The organism is Stenotrophomonas sp. GD03777, assembly GCF_029842485.1.
Classification (GTDB): Bacteria; Pseudomonadota; Gammaproteobacteria; order Xanthomonadales; family Xanthomonadaceae; genus Stenotrophomonas; species Stenotrophomonas sepilia.
In genome coordinates, this window is the sequence record NZ_JAOCGL010000031.1 from 19828 (window position 1) to 36415 (window position 16588).

The 16588-nt window shown below is 67.0% G+C and carries 14 protein-coding genes; 9 read left to right on the plus strand and 5 right to left on the minus strand.

Annotated features, from left to right (window positions below; genetic code table 11):
* Positions 1–3: 3 nt before the first annotated feature.
* From N5E02_RS09195 to N5E02_RS09230, 8 genes are all read left to right on the plus strand, one after another.
* On the plus strand, positions 4–3126 hold the full coding sequence (locus N5E02_RS09195; protein WP_065186763.1) for an efflux RND transporter permease subunit: 3123 nt from the start codon (positions 4–6) through the stop codon (positions 3124–3126).
* A 286-nt stretch (positions 3127–3412) separates the two neighbouring features.
* Positions 3413–5479 (plus strand): TonB-dependent receptor, encoded by a 2067-nt coding sequence (locus N5E02_RS09200; RefSeq protein WP_262220334.1) that lies wholly within the window; start codon positions 3413–3415, stop codon positions 5477–5479.
* Positions 5480–5574: 95 nt separating this feature from the next.
* Positions 5575–7752: a YccS family putative transporter gene (gene yccS / locus N5E02_RS09205; RefSeq protein WP_139727832.1), complete on the plus strand. Its 2178-nt coding sequence runs from the start codon at positions 5575–5577 to the stop codon at positions 7750–7752.
* A 141-nt stretch (positions 7753–7893) separates the two neighbouring features.
* Positions 7894–8688 carry an SDR family oxidoreductase gene (locus tag N5E02_RS09210; protein WP_065178885.1) on the plus strand — a complete coding sequence of 265 codons (795 nt, stop codon included), beginning with the start codon at positions 7894–7896 and terminating at the stop codon, positions 8686–8688.
* 98 nt (positions 8689–8786) lie between these two features.
* Entirely contained in the window at positions 8787–10676 is a 1890-nt protein-coding gene (locus N5E02_RS09215) for an MFS transporter (protein ID WP_164093635.1), read from the plus strand.
* A 231-nt stretch (positions 10677–10907) separates the two neighbouring features.
* On the plus strand, positions 10908–11195 hold the full coding sequence (locus tag N5E02_RS09220; RefSeq protein ID WP_065198178.1) for a CD225/dispanin family protein: 288 nt from the start codon (positions 10908–10910) through the stop codon (positions 11193–11195).
* 34 nt (positions 11196–11229) lie between these two features.
* Positions 11230–11511, plus strand: coding sequence for a CD225/dispanin family protein (locus tag N5E02_RS09225; protein WP_065198179.1), 282 nt, complete (start codon positions 11230–11232; stop codon positions 11509–11511).
* Positions 11512–11554: 43 nt separating this feature from the next.
* Positions 11555–11980 carry a DUF2752 domain-containing protein gene (locus N5E02_RS09230; RefSeq protein ID WP_065198180.1) on the plus strand — a complete coding sequence of 142 codons (426 nt, stop codon included), beginning with the start codon at positions 11555–11557 and terminating at the stop codon, positions 11978–11980.
* Positions 11981–12463: 483 nt separating this feature from the next.
* Here N5E02_RS09230 and ampE read toward each other — a convergent pair whose 3' ends face one another.
* The 5 genes from ampE to N5E02_RS09255 all read right to left on the minus strand — a co-directional run bounded on the left by ampE (position 12464) and on the right by N5E02_RS09255 (position 16159).
* A complete protein-coding gene (ampE, locus tag N5E02_RS09235) occupies positions 12464–13351 on the minus strand; it encodes a regulatory signaling modulator protein AmpE (protein WP_139727835.1) in 888 nt (295 codons plus the stop codon).
* Between the two features lie 146 nt (positions 13352–13497).
* A complete protein-coding gene (gene nudC / locus N5E02_RS09240; protein WP_065178883.1) occupies positions 13498–14403 on the minus strand; it encodes an NAD(+) diphosphatase in 906 nt (301 codons plus the stop codon).
* 119 nt (positions 14404–14522) lie between these two features.
* A complete protein-coding gene (gene erpA, locus N5E02_RS09245) occupies positions 14523–14915 on the minus strand; it encodes an iron-sulfur cluster insertion protein ErpA (RefSeq protein ID WP_005419789.1) in 393 nt (130 codons plus the stop codon).
* A gap of 31 nt (positions 14916–14946) precedes the next feature.
* Positions 14947–15411 carry a polymer-forming cytoskeletal protein gene (locus tag N5E02_RS09250; protein ID WP_053497672.1) on the minus strand — a complete coding sequence of 155 codons (465 nt, stop codon included), beginning with the start codon at positions 15409–15411 and terminating at the stop codon, positions 14947–14949.
* A 4-nt stretch (positions 15412–15415) separates the two neighbouring features.
* The gene (locus N5E02_RS09255) at positions 15416–16159 is read right to left on the minus strand and encodes a DUF6776 family protein (RefSeq protein ID WP_005419791.1); all 744 of its coding nucleotides are present in this window, start codon (positions 16157–16159) and stop codon (positions 15416–15418) included.
* Between the two features lie 179 nt (positions 16160–16338).
* Here N5E02_RS09255 and N5E02_RS09260 point away from each other — a divergent pair.
* A partial coding sequence (locus N5E02_RS09260) for a DUF4126 domain-containing protein (protein ID WP_279946200.1) occupies positions 16339–16588 on the plus strand: 250 nt, incomplete at its 3' end.

The window sequence follows — 16588 nt, forward strand, 5'->3', positions numbered from 1 at the left end:
ACGATGAACCTGTCCGGCCCCTTCATCCGCCGCCCGATCGGCACCGCACTGCTGGCCATCGGCTTGTTCATGGTCGGCCTGATCTGCTACCTGCGCCTGGGCGTATCGGCGCTGCCGAACATCGAGATCCCGGTGATCTTCGTGCATGCCAGCCAGTCCGGCGCCGACGCGGCGACCATGGCCTCGACGGTCACCGCGCCGCTGGAACGCCATCTCGGCCAGCTGCCGGGCATCGATCGCATGCGCTCGTCGAGCTCGGAAGGCAGCTCGCTGGTGTTCATGATCTTCCAGAGCGGCCACAACATCGATTCGGCGGCACTGGATGTACAAACGGCGATCAACTCGGCTCAGGCCGACCTGCCCTCGGGCATGGGCTCGCCGATGTACCAGAAGGCGAACCCGAACGACGACCCGGTGATCGCCATCGCGCTGACCTCGCAGACGCAGTCGGCCGACGAGCTCTACAACGTGGCCGACTCGCTGCTGGCGCAGCGCATCCGCCAGATCAGCGGCGTCGCCTCGGTCGACATCGCTGGCGCGTCGACGCCAGCGGTGCGCGTGGACGTCAACCTGCGCCTGATGAACGCGCTGGGCCTGACCGCCGATGACCTGCGCAACGCAGTGCGCGCGGCCAACGTGACCTCGCCCACCGGCTTCCTCAGCGATGGCAACACCACCACGGCGATCATCGCCAACGACTCGGTGGCGCGCGCCGCCGACTTCGCCGACCTGGTAGTCAAGACCCAGGGCGACGGCCGGGTGATCCGGCTGAAGGACATCGCCAACGTCTACGACGGCCAGCAGGATGCCTACCAGGCGGCGTGGTTCGACCACAAGCCGGCGGTGGTGATGTACGTGTTCACCCGTGCCGGCGCCAACATCGTGGAGACCGTGGACCGGGTCAAGGCGCAGATCCCGACCCTGCGCGACTACCTGCAGCCGGGCACCACGATGACGCCGTACTTCGACCGTACGCCGACCATCCGTTCGTCGCTGCATGAAGTGCAGGTCACCCTGCTGATCAGCCTGGCAATGGTGGTGCTGACCATGGCGCTGTTCCTGCGCCGGCTGGCACCCACCCTGATCGCGGCGGTGACCGTGCCGCTGTCGCTGGCCGGCGCCGCGCTGGTCATGTACGTGATGGGCTTCACCCTGAACAACCTGAGCCTGCTGGCGCTGGTGATCGCGATCGGCTTCGTGGTCGACGATGCGATCGTGGTGATCGAGAACATCATGCGCCACCTCGACGAAGGCATGCCGCGCATGCAGGCGGCGTTGACCGGTGCGCGCGAGATCGGCTTCACCATCGTCTCGATCACCGCCTCGCTGGTGGCGGTGTTCATCCCGCTGCTGTTCGCCAGCGGCATGATGGGCGCGTTCTTCCGCGAGTTCACCGTGACCCTGGTGGCGGCCATCGTGGTCTCGATGATCGTCTCGCTGACGTTGACCCCGGCGCTGTGCAGCCGCTTCCTCAGCGCGCACGACCACAGCGCGCCGCCGTCGCGTTTCGGCCGCTGGCTGGATGCCGGCCACGAGCGGATGCTGCGCATCTACACCGTGTTCCTCGATTTCTCGCTGCGCCACGCGCTGCTGCTGTCGCTGACGCCACTGATCCTGATCGGCGTCACCATCTTCCTGTTCGGCGCGGTGAAGAAGGGCGCGTTCCCGCCGCAGGACACCGGCCTGATCTGGGGCCGCGCCAACTCCAGTGCCACCGTGTCGTTCGAGGACATGGTCGCGCGCCAGCGCCGCATCACCGACATGCTGATGGCCGACCCGGCGGTGAAGACGGTGGGTGTACGCCTGGGCAGCGGCCGCCAGGGCTCCAGTGCACAGTTCAACATCGAGCTGAAATCACGCAGCGACGGCCGCCGCGAAACCACCGCGCATGCGTTGGCGCGCCTCAGCGCCAAGGCCGATCGCTATCCCGACCTGCAGCTGCGCCTGCGCGCGATCCAGGACCTGCCCAGCAACGATGGCGGCGGTTCCAGCCAGGGCGCGCAGTACCGCATCTCGCTGCAGGGCAACGACCTGGCCGCACTGCAGGAATGGCTGCCCAAGCTGCAGGCGGAACTGAAGAAGAACCCGAAGCTGCGCGACGTCGGCACCGACGTGGACAATGCCGGCCTGCGCCAGAACATCCAGATCGACCGCGCAAAGGCCGCGCGCCTGGGCATCACAGTGGGCGCCATCGACGGCGCGCTGTATGGTGCGTTCGGCCAGCGCCAGATCTCTACCATCTATTCGGACATCAACCAGTACAGCGTCGTGGTCAATGCCCTGCCCTCGCAGACCGCCACCCCGGCGGCGCTGGATGAGGTGTACGTGCGTGCGCGCAACGGCGACATGGTGCCGATCACCGCGGTGGCCACGCAGATGCCTGGCCTGGCCCCATCGCAGATCACCCACGAGAACCAGTACACGACGATGGACCTCAGCTACAACCTGGCTCCCAACGTGAGCATGGGCGAGGCCAAGGCGATCATCGACGCGACCGTGGCCGGCATGCGCATGCCCGGCGACATCCGCCTGGCCGACGATGCGGGCTTCGGCTTCAACTCCGATCCCAGCGACATGCTGATCCTGGTGTTCGCCGCAATCCTGACCGTGTACCTGGTACTGGGCATGCTCTACGAGAGCCTGATCCACCCGGTCACCATCCTGTCCACGCTGCCGGCGGCGGGTGTCGGTGCGCTGCTGGCCCTGTTCGGCACCAACACCGAGCTGTCGGTGATCTCGATGATCGCGCTGGTGCTGCTGATCGGCATCGTCAAGAAGAACGCGATCATGATGATCGACTTCGCACTGGTGGCGCAGCGCGAGCATGGGCTGGCGCCGCGCGATGCCGCACGCGAGGCCAGCATCGTGCGCTTCCGCCCGATCATGATGACCACGATGGTCGCGATCCTGGCCGCAGTGCCGCTGGCGATCGGCCTGGGTGAAGGGTCCGAGCTGCGCCGCCCGCTGGGCATCGCGATGATCGGCGGCCTGCTGTTCTCGCAGAGCCTGACCCTGCTCAGTACGCCGGCACTGTACGTGATCTTCTCCTGCCTGGCCGAGCGCTGGCGCGCCCGTCGCGCGCGCAGGCGCGAAGCGAAGCTGCTCAAGCGCGCGCAGCGGGCGTAGTAGAGCCCATCCACGCATGGCGTGGATCTAGTTCTCGGTACTGCGAATCTGCCGGCCAGCGGCCGGCACTACCACCGGCGCGGAGGGTGGGTGCGGACCGTTGGTCCGCACGCCTCCGGGTTTGACGTGCTGTAACGAAAAGAGAACAATTCCCCTCCAGCCATGGTCCTGCGCCCCTTCGCGGCGCCCCGCTGCCCTCTCCGGCAAGCCTGCGTGATCCCAGCCATCAACCTTTCCCCCCATGCGGGCGGATGGCGCGTGGCCGTTCGCCGAGGATGACTGAACCATGCTCCTGCACCCACTCTGCCGCCCGGCGCTGCTTGCCGTTTCCCTGTCACTGGCCTGTGCCGCGCATGCCCAGTCCGTACCCGAGCGCACCCATCGGAACCGCAGTGCCACCGATCTGGATGCGGTGAAGGTCACCGCCGAACGCACCCACGCCGATACCGGCGCCCTTGGTGATCGCGTGCTGCGTGATACCCCGTTCGCGATCACCGCCGTGGGCCGCGAGCAGATCGAGCAGCGCCAAGTGGTCTCGCTGGGCGAAGCGTTCCTGCTCGACCCTTCGGTCACCACCCAGGTCAGCGCCTATGCCAGTGGCTGGAGTTCGCCGATCCGCAACCGTGGCATCGACCTGAACTTCGACAGCTATCGCGTCAATGGCCTGCAGGTTTCCTCGTGGGGTACCGAGTGGCCGCTGGAAGTGATGGAACAGGTCGATCTGCTGAAAGGCCCGGGTGGATTCCTTTATGGTTTCGGTGCCCCCGGTGGCATCGTCAACTACATCACCAAGAAGCCGACCGACACGCCCACCTTCTCCGCCCAGCTGGGCTGGCGCGAGCAGGGCATCGTCAGTGGCGGGATGGACGTCGGCGGCCGCTTCGGCAACGAGCAGATGTTCGGTTATCGCTTCAATGCTTTCGAGGAAAAGGGTGAGACCTTCAATGGTGGCCACGTCGATCGCAAGGTGGGCGCACTGTCGCTGGACGCGCGCCTGAGCGACGCACTGATCTGGACCTTCGACGGCGTGTTCCAGTCACGCGACCTGCGCGAGGAATCGCCGCAGTACTACTTCCGCGGACTGACCTCGTTACCACGGCCGATCGCCGGGAATTCCGGCAACAGTGTCCCCGGCACCTACTACGACACTCGTTCCAGCCTGTTGTCGACCCGCTTGGACTGGCAGATCAACAGCGACTGGAAAACCAGCCTGAGTTACGGCGTCACCACCTCGTGGAATGACGTCAACAAGATCTTCGCCTACATCGATTCGCCCAATGGCGACTATGACGTCAACGTCTATGAACTGGGTGGCAAGAGCGAGTGGAAGCTGGCGCAGGCGATGCTGCAGGGCAGCTTCCACACCGGTCCGCTGCAGCATCAGGTGGTGGCAGGCATCAGTCACCAGACCGGGCTGGGCTGGGACCGTCCCTACGAATGGAGCCTGATCGGCCGCGCCAACCTGTACCAGCGCCATGCCATCCGCCATGACGCCGTCGGTTCACGGGTGATGACCCGCGGCGACGAGACCGTGCAGCAGGCCGTGTTCGCAAGCGATACCGTCGATCTCGGCAGCGGCTGGTCGGTGCTGGCGGGCTGGCGCTACAACGATTACGAGACCAAGGGCCGCTACCACACCTATCCGGTCACACCGACCTATGCCGTGATGTTCAAGCCCAGCGAGGCGGTCACCCTCTACGCCAGCTACATCGAATCGCTGGAAGCGGGCAGCCGCGTAGGCAACAACTACATCAACGCCGGTGATGTGCTCGACCCGCCCCTCAGCAAGCAGTACGAGATCGGCGCGAAGGCCGAGGCCGCGCGCTGGAACGCGAACGTGGCGGTGTTCCGGCTGGAGCGTGGCGCCAACATCGATGAATTCACACCGGCCGGCAAGCGCCTGGTGCAGGACGGCATCACGCTGTACGAAGGCATCGAGGCCAGTGCCGACCTGCACCTCAGCGATGTCCTCACGGTTGGCGGAGGCGTCACCTGGCTGGACCCGACCTACGACAGGCTGTCCCCGGCCAGCGCTGCACAGGAGGGCAACCGTACCGCCGGTGCGGCGCGCTGGAGCGGGGCCGTGCACGCCACCTACCAGCTGCGGGTGGATGGCCTGGAAACATACGCCGCGGTGCGCTACTACGGCGATGTCTGGTACGACGCCGACAACACCCTGAAGCTGCCCGATTACACGCTGGTCAATGCAGGCATCGGCTACCGCCTGCTCGCCTCCGGTCATCCGCTGACCGTGCGCGCCAGCGTCGAGAACCTGGCCAACCGGAAGTACTGGTCCAACGCCGGCACAGGCCTGCCACGTACGTTCGCTGTGAGCGTGCGGTTCGACATGTAGGGTCCGGCAGCACCGTGGGTGCGGACCGTTGGTCCGCACTCCATATTTCACGCGCAGCCCGCAATAATGGTGGAAGACCCTTCCACCGAGCCTGCATGTCCGCCCGCCAATCCCGCCTCAGCCGACTGTGGGCCCACGAAAAGGCCAGCTACGGCCTGCGCGTGTTCATCGCGCTGACCGCGGCCGTGGCCGTGTGCTGGCAGTTCGAGGCGCTGACCGCCCTGCCCGGCGTGTTCCTCGGCATCATCGCAAGCGCCATCGCAGAAACCGACGACAACTGGTGGGGCCGGACCAAGGCCGTGGTGTTGTCCCTGTTGTGCTTCTGCATTGCGGCGGCTTCGGTGATCTGGCTGTTCCCGTGGCCGTGGATCTTCATCGGCGCGCTGGCACTGTCCACCTTCGGCCTGACCCTGCTTGGCGCGCTCGGCGAGCGCTACGCATCCATTGCCCAGGCCACGGTGACGCTGGCGATCTACACGATGATCGGCCTGGAACAACATGGTGCCAGCGACCTGCACAGCGCACTGGAAGCGGTCAGCCATCTGCTGGCCGGTGCGGTCTGGTACGGGCTGTTGTCGATCCTGTGGGCCGCGTTGTTCGCCAACCGGCCGGTGCGCGAACGCGTGGCGCGGCTGTACCTTGAGCTGGGCCGCTACCTGCAGCTGAAGGCTGCGCTGTTCGAGCCGGTGCGCGAAGCCGACCTGCAACGTCGCCAGCTCGACCTGGCCGAACAGAACCGCCGTGTGGTGGGTGCGTTGAACGAGGCCAAGACCGCGATCCTGGCCCGCTTCGGCCGCTCCGGCCGGCCCGGGGTGAACTCCGGCCTGTACCTGCGCCTGTACTACATGGCGCAGGATTTCCACGAGCGCGCCAGTTCCTCGCACTACCCGTATGGCGCGCTGGTGGACGCCTTCTTCCACAGCGATGTGCTTTACCGCTGCCAGCGCCTGCTCGACCTGCAGGGCCAGGCCTGTGCCCGCCTGGGCGAGGCGATCCGGCTGCGTCGTCCGTTCGTATACGGCGAAAGCAACCAGCAGGCCGGGCGCGACCTGGCCGACGCGCTCGCCTACCTGCGTGACCAGCAGCGCCCGCAGTGGCAGCGCCTGCTCGGCTCGCTGGACCTGCTGGTTCACAACCTGCGCAGCATCGAGCGCCGCCTGCTGGATGCCGAACGTTCCGAAGCCAGCCTGGACAACGTCGACACCCGCCTGCGCGACAGCAACCCGCATACCCTGCGCGAGATGGGCGTGCGCATCCGCCAGCAGCTCACGCCCGGCTCGGTGCTGTTCCGCCATGGCCTGCGCATGGCACTGGCGCTGATCGCCGGCTTTGCAGCGATCCGGCTGTTCAATGCGCAGAACGGTTCATGGGTACTGCTGACCATCGTGTTCGTGTGCCGGCCCAACTTCGGCGCCACCCGCCAGCGCCTGGCACAGCGCATCGTCGGCACCGTCGCCGGACTGGTGCTGACCTGGGCACTGCTGCAGCTGTTCCCGCAGCTGCACGTACAGCTGCTGATCGCACTGCTGTCGGCACTGTTGTTCTTCTTCACCCGCACCGACCGCTACCTGGTGGCATCAGCCGCGATCACCGTGATGGCGCTGACCTGCTTCAACCTGATCGGCGATGGCTTCGTGCTGATCGTACCGCGCATGGTCGATACGCTGTTGGGCTGCGCGATCGCAGCGGCGGCAGCGTTCCTGATCCTGCCCGACTGGCAGGGCCGCCAGCTGCATCTCGTCCTGGCACGCGTGCTGGACACTGCCGCTCGCTACCTGGATTCGGTGCTGGGCCAGTACCGCAGCGGCATGCGCGACGACCTGGCCTACCGCATCGCCCGCCGCGACATGCACAACGCCGACGCCGCGCTGTCCACCGCACTGTCGAACATGCTGCGCGAACCCGGCCACGTGCGCCGCAACCTGGATGCCGGCTTCCGCTTCTTGGCGCTGTCCAACACGCTGCTGGGGCATCTGTCGGCGCTGGGTGCGCACCGCGACCAGGTGGACAGCTACGCAGGCGATCCACTGGCGCTGGCCGCGGGCGATCGCGTGCGCAAGGCACTTCAGGAGCTGGCGACGGCGCTGACCGCGCGGCAACCCGTCGCGGACGATGACAACGACGCCGACCGCGCGGTGGCCGCCGAGCTGGAGCAGATCGACGAGGCGATGCCACCGAAACTGCAGTTGATCCGTACCCAGATGGCGCTGGTACTGCGCATGCTGCCGAAGGTGCGTGCCGCGGCCAATGAGGCGGCGACCAACCTGACCTGATCCCTCATCGCTGATCGGGCATCCCATCCACGCAGGGCGTGGATCTGCTGCGCCGCGTGCAACGGCGCGTTGCACCGGGCGATGCAGTTCGATCACGCCGCCACGCGGATACTGGGCAATCGCCCGCTCTGGATCATCACCATGAAAATCGAACTCAGCGGCCGCACCGCGCTGGTGACCGCCTCCACCGCCGGCATCGGCCTGGCCATCGCCCAGGGCCTGGCCAGCGCTGGTGCGCGGGTCGTTCTCAATGGCCGCAGCACCGACAGCGTCGAGCGCGCCCGCCGACACCTGCTCGCGGCCGTGCCGGTAGCCGACGTATTGGGTGTCGCCGCCGACCTCTCCGATGCGGCCGGTGTCGATACGCTGCTGGCTGGGCTGCCGAGGGTCGACATCCTGGTCAACAACGCTGGCATCTTCGGCCCAGAGGATTTCTTCCAGACCGATGACGCCACCTGGGAGCGCTACTGGCAGACCAACGTGATGTCCGGCGTACGCCTGTCGCGTGCGCTGCTGCCAGCGATGGTCGATGCCGGCTGGGGCCGCGTGCTGTTCATCTCGTCCGAATCGGCGCGCAACATTCCGTCCGACATGATCCATTACGGGGTCAGCAAGACCGCGCAGCTGTCACTGTCACGCGGCCTGGCCAAGCGCGTGGCCGGCAGTGGCGTCACCGTCAACGCAGTGCTGCCTGGCCCGACCCTGTCCGATGGCTTCGCCGCGATGTTCGAGGATGAACGCCAGCGCAGCGGCAAGCCGCTGGAACAGATCGGCCGCGAGTTCGTGATGGCGCACCGGCCGTCTTCGGTGATCCAGCGCACCGCTACGGTCGAGGAAGTGGCCAACATGGTGGTGTACCTGGCCTCGCCGCAGGCTTCCGCCACCTCCGGCGCGGCGCTGCGCGTGGACGGCGGCGTGGTCGACGATATCGTCTGAGGGTGCTGGCAGGTGTGCGGACCAGCGGTCCGCACCCACAGGTCCGCACCCACAGCGGATGGGCAGGAATGCTAGGCTGCGCCGGTCAAGGAGGCTCCATGTCCGGTCACAACCAATTCGCCCTGCTGCGCCAGCGCCGTTTCCTGCCGTTCTTCGTCGTACAGGCGCTCGGTGCGTTCAACGACAACGTGTACCGGCAGGCGATCATCAGCATGTTGCTGTTCATGGCCGTGCCGGAGGAAGAACTGGGGTTGTACGCCACCCTGGCACCGGCCATCTTCATCCTGCCGTATTTCCTGTTCTCGGCGCTGGCCGGGCAGATCGCCGACAAACTGGAAAAATCGCGGCTGATCGTGATCACCACCACCATGGAGATCGTGATCATGTCGCTGGCGGCCACCGGCTTCCTCACCCAGAGCCTGCCGGTGCTGCTGGTCGCGCTGTTCTGTACCGGCATGCAGTCCACCCTGTTCGGCCCGGTGAAGTATTCGGTGCTGCCGTCGGTGCTCAGGCCCGAGGAACTGACCGGCGGCAACGGCCTGGTCGAGATGGGGACCTCGATGTCGATCCTCTCCGGCATGATCGTCGGCGGCCTGGTGTTCACCGTGGCCGGCAGCCACGGTACGGTGGTGGCTTCGTGCGCGATCATCGCCCTGGCGATCTGCGGCAACATCGCCGCGCGCCTGATTCCCAGGGTCGATGCAGGCGACCCGACCCTGAAGATCAACTGGAACCCGTTGCCGGAATCGCTGGCGGTACTGCGCATGGCGCGCCAGCAGAAGGCCGTGCGCAACTCGATCCTGGGCGTGTCCTGGTTCTGGTTCGTTGGCACCGTGCTGACCTCGCAGCTACCGGCCTACGCGGTGACCAACCTGGGCGGCGAGCCGACCCTGTACATCTTTGCGCTGGCCCTGTTCTCGGTCGGCACCGGCGTCGGCTCGCTGCTGTGCGAGAAGCTGTCGGCACGCACGGTGGAAATCGGCCTGGTGCCGCTGGGTGCGTTCGGCATGACCGCCTTCCTGCTCGACCTGTACTTCGCCCGCAGCGGCGAAGCGACCGTGCACGGGCTGACCATTGGTCCGTTCCTGCAGCAGCCCGGCAGCATCCGCATCGTCATCGACCTGGTCGGCATCGGCCTGTTCACCGGCATCTTCGTGGTGCCGCTGTTCGCACTGATCCAGAGCCGCACGCCGAAGGCGCAGATGTCGCGCGTGTTCGCCGCACTGAACATCCAGAACTCGGGCTTCATCGTCGCTGCGGCGTTGCTGTCGCTGGCCGCGCACAAGCTGCTGCACTGGACCATTCCGCAGCAGTTCCTGGCGCTGGCCATCGCCAACGCGCTGGTGGCGATCTACATCTTCACCATCGTCCCTGAATTCCTGATGCGCTTCCTCAGCTGGCTGATGGTGCGCACCCTGTACCGGCTGCGCCCGCACGGCATCGAGGCCAACGTGCCGGACGAAGGCGCCGCGCTGCTGGTCTGCAACCACGTCAGCTACATGGACGCGCTGATCCTGTCGGCGACGATTCCGCGCCCGGTGCGCTTCGTCATGTACTACAGGATCTTCAACATCCCGGTAATGCGCTGGATCTTCCGGACCGCCAAGGCAATCCCGATCGCCGGTGCTCGCGAAGACCCGGCACTGATGCAGCGCGCGTTCGACGAGATCGACGCTGCGCTGGCCGAAGGCGAACTGGTCTGCATCTTCCCCGAGGGTGCGCTGACCCGCGACGGGGAAATGGCGCCGTTCAAGTCCGGCGTCGAGAAGATCCTCGAGCGGCGGCCGGTGCCGGTGGTGCCGATGGCGCTGCGCGGCATGTGGTCGAGCATGTGGAGCCGGCGCGACAGCCGCCTCGGCCGCATGCGCGTACCGCGCCGCTTCCGCGCCACCGTGGAGGTGGTGGCCGCACCGGCGGTGGATGGCCGCACCACCCGCGCCCCGGTGCTGGAGGCCCAGGTGCGGGCCCTGCGTGGCGATCACGCCTGATCGGCCGCGCGGCCGCCGGTAACCCTTCCAGGCAACAGCCCCCATTCCCCCTGCAGACACGGCTTCTGTTTCCCTACAGGGGCCCGTCAAAAGCTTCCGGTCAATGGCCATACACTCCAGTATCTGACTGTAACCGCATACATGCAGCGCGGGTTGAGGTAGATTACGCACCCACAGGGGGGAGGTCCGGCCAATGCACCATGGCCGGCCACCGAGGAATGGAGTCTCGCTTTGAATCAACCACCACCGCTCAGCCGTCCGGTCTACATCCCCAACCATCTGGTCTGGGCGATCCTGACGACGCTGTTCTGCTGCCTGCCGCTGGGCGTGGTGTCGATCGTGTATGCCTCCCAGGTCGATGGCCGCCGCGCGGCGGGCGACCTGCCGGGGGCCTACAGCGCGTCGCGCAAGGCGGGCTGGTGGGCAGTGGCTTCGGCCGTGGCCCTCCCGGTCCTGTTGCTGTTGTGGTTCGGGCTGTTCGGCGGCTTGGCCGTACTGGGCGCTCTTTCCGAAACGTAATTCACCACTACCACCCATCAAGGAGCTTGAACCCATGAACACCGCTACTCCGCAGGTCCCGAACAATCTCGTCTGGGCGATCCTGAGCACCCTGTTCTGCTGCCTGCCGGCCGGCATCGTGTCGATCGTCTACGCCGCCCAGGTCAACGGCAAGCTGGCCGCTGGCGACATCGCCGGCGCGCAGGAATCCTCGGCGAAGGCCAAGAAGTGGGCCATCTGGTCGGCGATCGCGGCCGTCGTGGTCGGCGTGCTGTACGGCATCCTGATTGTCGCCGTGGGCGGCATGGGCGCCATGAGCGGCGGCAGCAGCTACTGATGCCCCTGGACGGATCCGGCGCCCGCGCCGGATCCGTTGCTGCATGTCCGCGCTTCCCGCCCGCTCCCGATTCGCCCGCTGGGCGCCGCTGCTGGCCTCTGCCGGCCTCGCCGCCGGTGCTGCGGCGGTGTTGCGCAACGTCAATCCGTATGCCGCCGGCAATCCCTTGCCGGGCTGTCCGCTGTACGCGCTGACCGGCCTGTACTGCCCGGGCTGCGGCAGCACGCGCTGCCTGTACTCCCTGGTCCATTTCGACCTGCCCGGCGCGATGGGGATGAACCCGTTGCTGGTCATCAGCCTGCCATTCCTGCTGCTGATGCTGCTGAACGTCGCCGGCATCCGTCCACGTGTGCTCGATCCGCTGATGCGGATACTGGCCAATCCCACGTTCTGGCTCTGGGTGCTTCCCGGCTATGCGCTGCTGCGCAACCTGCCGTGGGCGCCATTCACCGCGCTGGCACCGATCTAGGTTGCCAGCCGACGGCGCAGCCCCTCGTGGTGGGCGGCGTTTGAAGGCAGAAGCCTTGGGGTTGGCCGGGCGGGATGGGTTTGCGGGGGACGCCGTGAATCCGTCCGTGGAGGCTTGGCCGCGGCATCCATGCCGCGGACACCCCCGCAAACCCATCCCGCCCGGCCACGGACAGTTTCCGTGTGCGTCCACCACGGAAAAGAAAGAGAAGATCAAAAGCGGAAGCGGATCGCTTCGCTGCGCTCGCTCGGAGCCGAGCATGGCTCGGCTCTACAGAACGTCAGTGCGCGGAAAACTGTCGAAGGCGGGGTGGGTCGGATGGCGGGGGTGTGAGCCGCATGGATGCGGCGACCAAGCCTCCATGGACGGATTCACGGCGTCCCCCGTTATCCGACCCACCCCGCCAATTCGCAGCAATCCAGCCATTGCTGTTGCTGTTGCTGTTGCCTCTGCAGGTGCAGGGCTGCAAGCCCTGCAAAACAACTACGTCACCCAGCCTGCAATCACCAGCAGGGCGAGCACCGCCAGCCACAACAGCAGCATCCGCCACACCAGGCTCATCGCATCACGCAGGTCCGGCAGCCGCTGCCACACCGGCAACAGCCCCGCCTCGGTGTAATCGTGCGCGTCCTCGCGCAGCTCGGCGTTGACGCTGGCCCGCGCCACCGCGCCCAGGAACCCGATGGAGCCGGCCAGGCGTTCGCCATGGGCCTGGCGCCAGGCCTTCCACGCCGTATCGAAGTTGCCGACCAGCGCCATCGAGAACGCCATCAGCTGCGCTACCGGCCACTCGATCCAGCCCAGCAGGCGCTGCGCCAGCGCCAGCGGCTCCACCGGCACGCGTGCACGCATCGGGCTTTCCGCCATCAACGCCAGCAAGCGGTAGCCCAGCGCACCGGCCGGGCCCAGCAGCAGGAACCAGAACAGCACCGCGAACCAGCGACGCAGCGCATTGAGCACGGTCGCCTCGACCAGCGACGGCACGTCTTCGCGCAGGCTGCCACCGGCGGCCTGCAGGTTGCGCACGGCTGCCTGCCGCGTCGCGGCGTCGTCCGCATCAATGATCGCTTCGATATCCCGATCCAGGTCACGCGGCCCCCAGCACCAGGCCAGCACGGCCACACCCAGCAGCAGCGACGGCAGGCCGAACAGCACTCCGCGCAGCAGCCACGCCAGCAGCCCCATCAGCAGCAACGGCGGCAGCAGCGCCAGCGCCACTCCAGCCGGTCCCTGCCAGGCCTTGCCACCACGCGCGTCCAGCCAGCCCAGCCAGCGCCGGAAGCCGTCGAAACGGCGCATCGAGGCGGCAGCGGCCGGGGCAACGTGGCCCAGGGCCAGCGCCACCAGCACGGCGGCCAGAGTGGTGAACATGGCAGGTCTCCCTACGAAACAGAACGCTCGGCGCCGCTACCTTACCTGTCGCAGCGGTGCCCTCGCGGGTGAACCGGACTGTAACCCGGGCCGTGTTCAGGTGGCGGCAATACAGCTGCCACGACCGGCCCGGCCGAAACGCCGACTCAGCCTCGCTGCTGGCGGTACCAGTGTTCGATCAGGCCCCGCGAAATCGAGATCGGTGGCGACAGGCGGATGCCCTGGCCGTCGTCCTCCACATCGCGCGCCAACGCGGCGCCGACCTCGTCGGCACTGAACCAGCGCGCGTCTTCCAGCTCGCCATCCACGGTCGGCAGGTCGTCATGCGCCTGTGCACGGAAGCCGACCATCAGCGCGCCGGGGAACGGCCACGGCTGCGAACCGAGGTACTGGCAGGCGGTCACCCGCACCTTGCTCTCCTCATGGACTTCGCGCACCACGGTCTGCTCGAAGGTCTCGCCGGGTTCGACGAAGCCGGCCAGCACCGAGTAACGGCGCGGGGCCCAGTTCGACTGCCGGCCAAGCAGCAGCCGGCCCTGGTTTTCCACGGCGACGATCACCGCCGGATCGACGCGCGGATAGTGTTCGGTGGAACACTGCGCACAACGGCCGACGAAGCCGCCACGGGCAAACGCCACCGCGCCGCCGCATACGCCGCAGAAGCGGGTGCGCGAGTGCCAGTAGGACATGCCACGGGCATAGCTGAAAGCGGTGGCATCGGCCATCGGCCACAACAACGCAGCCTGGCGCAGATCGAGTCGGCGTGGCGCGCTCACGGTGACATTGCTGGCTTCAACCGAGAACCATGCCTGATCACCGCGCAGCCCCAGGAAAACTGCGGCGCCCGGGCCACCGCCGACGTCGGCGCCGGTCAGCGCCAGCGGCTGGTCGTCATCGCCGGTGAAGGCGCTGCCATCGTGATCGAGGACGAGGATGCGCGCGCCCGGCCACAGGCGCGCCAGTGCATCAGCATCTTCGCGCAGGGCATCGGCGCGCTCCAACGGTTCGCCAACGAAGGCGAAACCGGAAAGCGGCGAAGGAGTATTGGGCATCCGCCAAGCGTGCCGCCAATCGATGCAGGTGGCAAGCCGCAGGCTTTGCGGAAACCGCCTGTGGGTCCGGAGCTTGCTCCACACACCTTGTCGCGCGGGACACAGGTCCCGCGCCCTGGTTACATGCTGAAACTGCTGCCGCAGCCGCAGGTGGTCTTTGCGTTGGGGTTGCGGATCACGAACTGGGCACCGGTCAGGCTCTCGGTGTAATCCACCTCCGCGCCCATCAGGTACTGCAGGCTCAGCGGATCGACCAGCAGGGTCACCCCGCTGGTCTGTACCGCCAGGTCATCCTCGGCACGGTTCTCGTCGAACTCGAACCCGTACTGGAAGCCCGAACAGCCGCCTCCCTCGATGTACACACGCAGGGCCAGGTCGGGGTTGCCCTCTTCCTGGATCAGGGATTTGACCTTGGCGGCCGCCGACTCGGTGAAGTTCAGCGGGCGCTCCAGCGATTGGTAATCGGGCGCGGCAACCGGGGTGGCGCCGGGCAGGGAGACTAGCGTGCTCATGCTGCCAGCATGGGGGTGCCGACGACGGCTTTCAAGCCATCGCCTCGGCCAGCTTGCGACGCGCGGCGGTATCGCCCTTGCCATCATGGGCGTCTTCGCCTTCCGGCGCCGGCAAGGCTGCCATCGGGGCGCTGGCATGGATCAGGCGGCCGTTCAGCTGCGCGCCCGCGTTCATCTCCACCACCTGGTAATGGACGTTGCCATTGACCCGTGCGCTCGGGGTCAACTCGACCTTCTCGGTGGCGTGTACATCGCCGTCCAGGCGGCCGCTGATGACCACCACCTGGGCCCGGATCTCACCTTCGATCACGCCGTGCTCGGCAACCGTCAGGGTCGCACCACTGGCGCCTTCGGCGGCGATCACCTTGCCGTGGATGCGGCCTTCCACATACAGGCCACCACTGAATTCCACATCCCCGCGGATCACCACCTGGTTGCCGATCAGGGCATCCACCACCAGCTGGCCTTCACGGTTGGATTTGCTGCTTCCGAACATCTGCCTACTCCCCTTTGCTGGCCGGCGCACCGGCCTGTTTCCAGTCGAATACCTGGGTGGTACCCCCCGTACCACTCCCCAATGTCACCCGCACGCGTTGCGGGGTGAAGTCAGCCGGCAGCATCACGCTGCCGGTGAGCTGCTGGAAGTACCGGAACGAGTAGTCCTGTCCCGGCACCTTGCTGCGCTGGTGCAGATCATCCCAGCTGATCGTGGCCAGCTTGCCGTTCTTCACGCCTTCCACGGTGAAGCGCATCTGCCCCTGGCTGATGGCCCCGCGGTTGAGGTTCTGGGTCAGCACGGCGGTGTACTGCCAGGTGCCGGCCGCTTCCGGGCTGAACTCGATCGAATGGGTGTTCAGGCCCTTGCGCTGGCTGGTCGAGCCGACCAGCCGCTCATAGAAGGCAACATCGGCGCGCAGCCCGGCGATTTCCTCATCGCGCTCTGCCAGCGAGGACTGCACCTCGGTATTGGCGGCACGGCTGATGCGGTCAGAGGCTTCCAGCGTGGCCTGCTTCTGGCGCAGCTCGGTCAGCTGTGCCTGCAGCGCCTCGGCACGCTTTTCGGCGGCCTGCAGGCGCTGGCCCTGGGCATCGCGCGGGGTGGCCATCCAGCAGCCGCCAAGCACCGCCAGCACCAGGCTGAGCAGCCAGATGCCGCCGATCACCAGCAGGCGGCGACGGTCGGCAGGCGGTTGCGGCGCGCCGGGCAGGCGGACCTGCACGCGCATGGGAGGACGGTTGGTCATGGGTGGTTTCCGGGGTATCGCAAGGGCGACACCGGTACGGCCCCTGTGGCAAACGACGGGCTAGTGTATGACAGGACGGGTGGGTTTCCTGCGCAGTGGCCGGCCACGGTCGGTGGCGTTCAGGCACGCCATCGTCGATAGTGTGGCCCCCTGCACAGTTCCGTCGCCGGAGCACCGCCATGACCGAAGCCCACCTGTTCGTGATCGGCATCCTGCTGGCCTGGCTGGCCGGTATCCGCGTCTACCTCACCGTGTTCGGTGTCGGCCTGGCCGGGCTGCTTGGCTGGGTCGACCTCCCCCCCGCCCTGCAGGCCACCGAATCCTGGTGGGTGCTGGGCACCTCGGCGGCGCTGGCGGTGGCCGAATTCTTCGCCGACAAGATCCCTGGCGTGGATTCGGTGTGGGACCTGGTGCAGACGCTCGCGCGCG

Coding starts and splice junctions, on each gene's coding strand:
- N5E02_RS09230 (WP_065198180.1), top strand. CDS start 11,555: ATGTCCGCGCTTCCCGCCCGCTCCCGATTCGCCCGCTGGGCGCCGCTG.
- N5E02_RS09225 (WP_065198179.1), top strand. CDS start 11,230: ATGAACACCGCTACTCCGCAGGTCCCGAACAATCTCGTCTGGGCGATC.
- nudC (WP_065178883.1), bottom strand. CDS start 14,403: ATGCCCAATACTCCTTCGCCGCTTTCCGGTTTCGCCTTCGTTGGCGAA.
- yccS (WP_139727832.1), top strand. CDS start 5,575: ATGTCCGCCCGCCAATCCCGCCTCAGCCGACTGTGGGCCCACGAAAAG.
- N5E02_RS09200 (WP_262220334.1), top strand. CDS start 3,413: ATGCTCCTGCACCCACTCTGCCGCCCGGCGCTGCTTGCCGTTTCCCTG.
- N5E02_RS09215 (WP_164093635.1), top strand. CDS start 8,787: ATGTCCGGTCACAACCAATTCGCCCTGCTGCGCCAGCGCCGTTTCCTG.
- N5E02_RS09255 (WP_005419791.1), bottom strand. CDS start 16,159: ATGACCAACCGTCCTCCCATGCGCGTGCAGGTCCGCCTGCCCGGCGCG.
- N5E02_RS09250 (WP_053497672.1), bottom strand. CDS start 15,411: ATGTTCGGAAGCAGCAAATCCAACCGTGAAGGCCAGCTGGTGGTGGAT.
- N5E02_RS09195 (WP_065186763.1), top strand. CDS start 4: ATGAACCTGTCCGGCCCCTTCATCCGCCGCCCGATCGGCACCGCACTG.
- N5E02_RS09210 (WP_065178885.1), top strand. CDS start 7,894: ATGAAAATCGAACTCAGCGGCCGCACCGCGCTGGTGACCGCCTCCACC.
- erpA (WP_005419789.1), bottom strand. CDS start 14,915: ATGAGCACGCTAGTCTCCCTGCCCGGCGCCACCCCGGTTGCCGCGCCC.
- ampE (WP_139727835.1), bottom strand. CDS start 13,351: ATGTTCACCACTCTGGCCGCCGTGCTGGTGGCGCTGGCCCTGGGCCAC.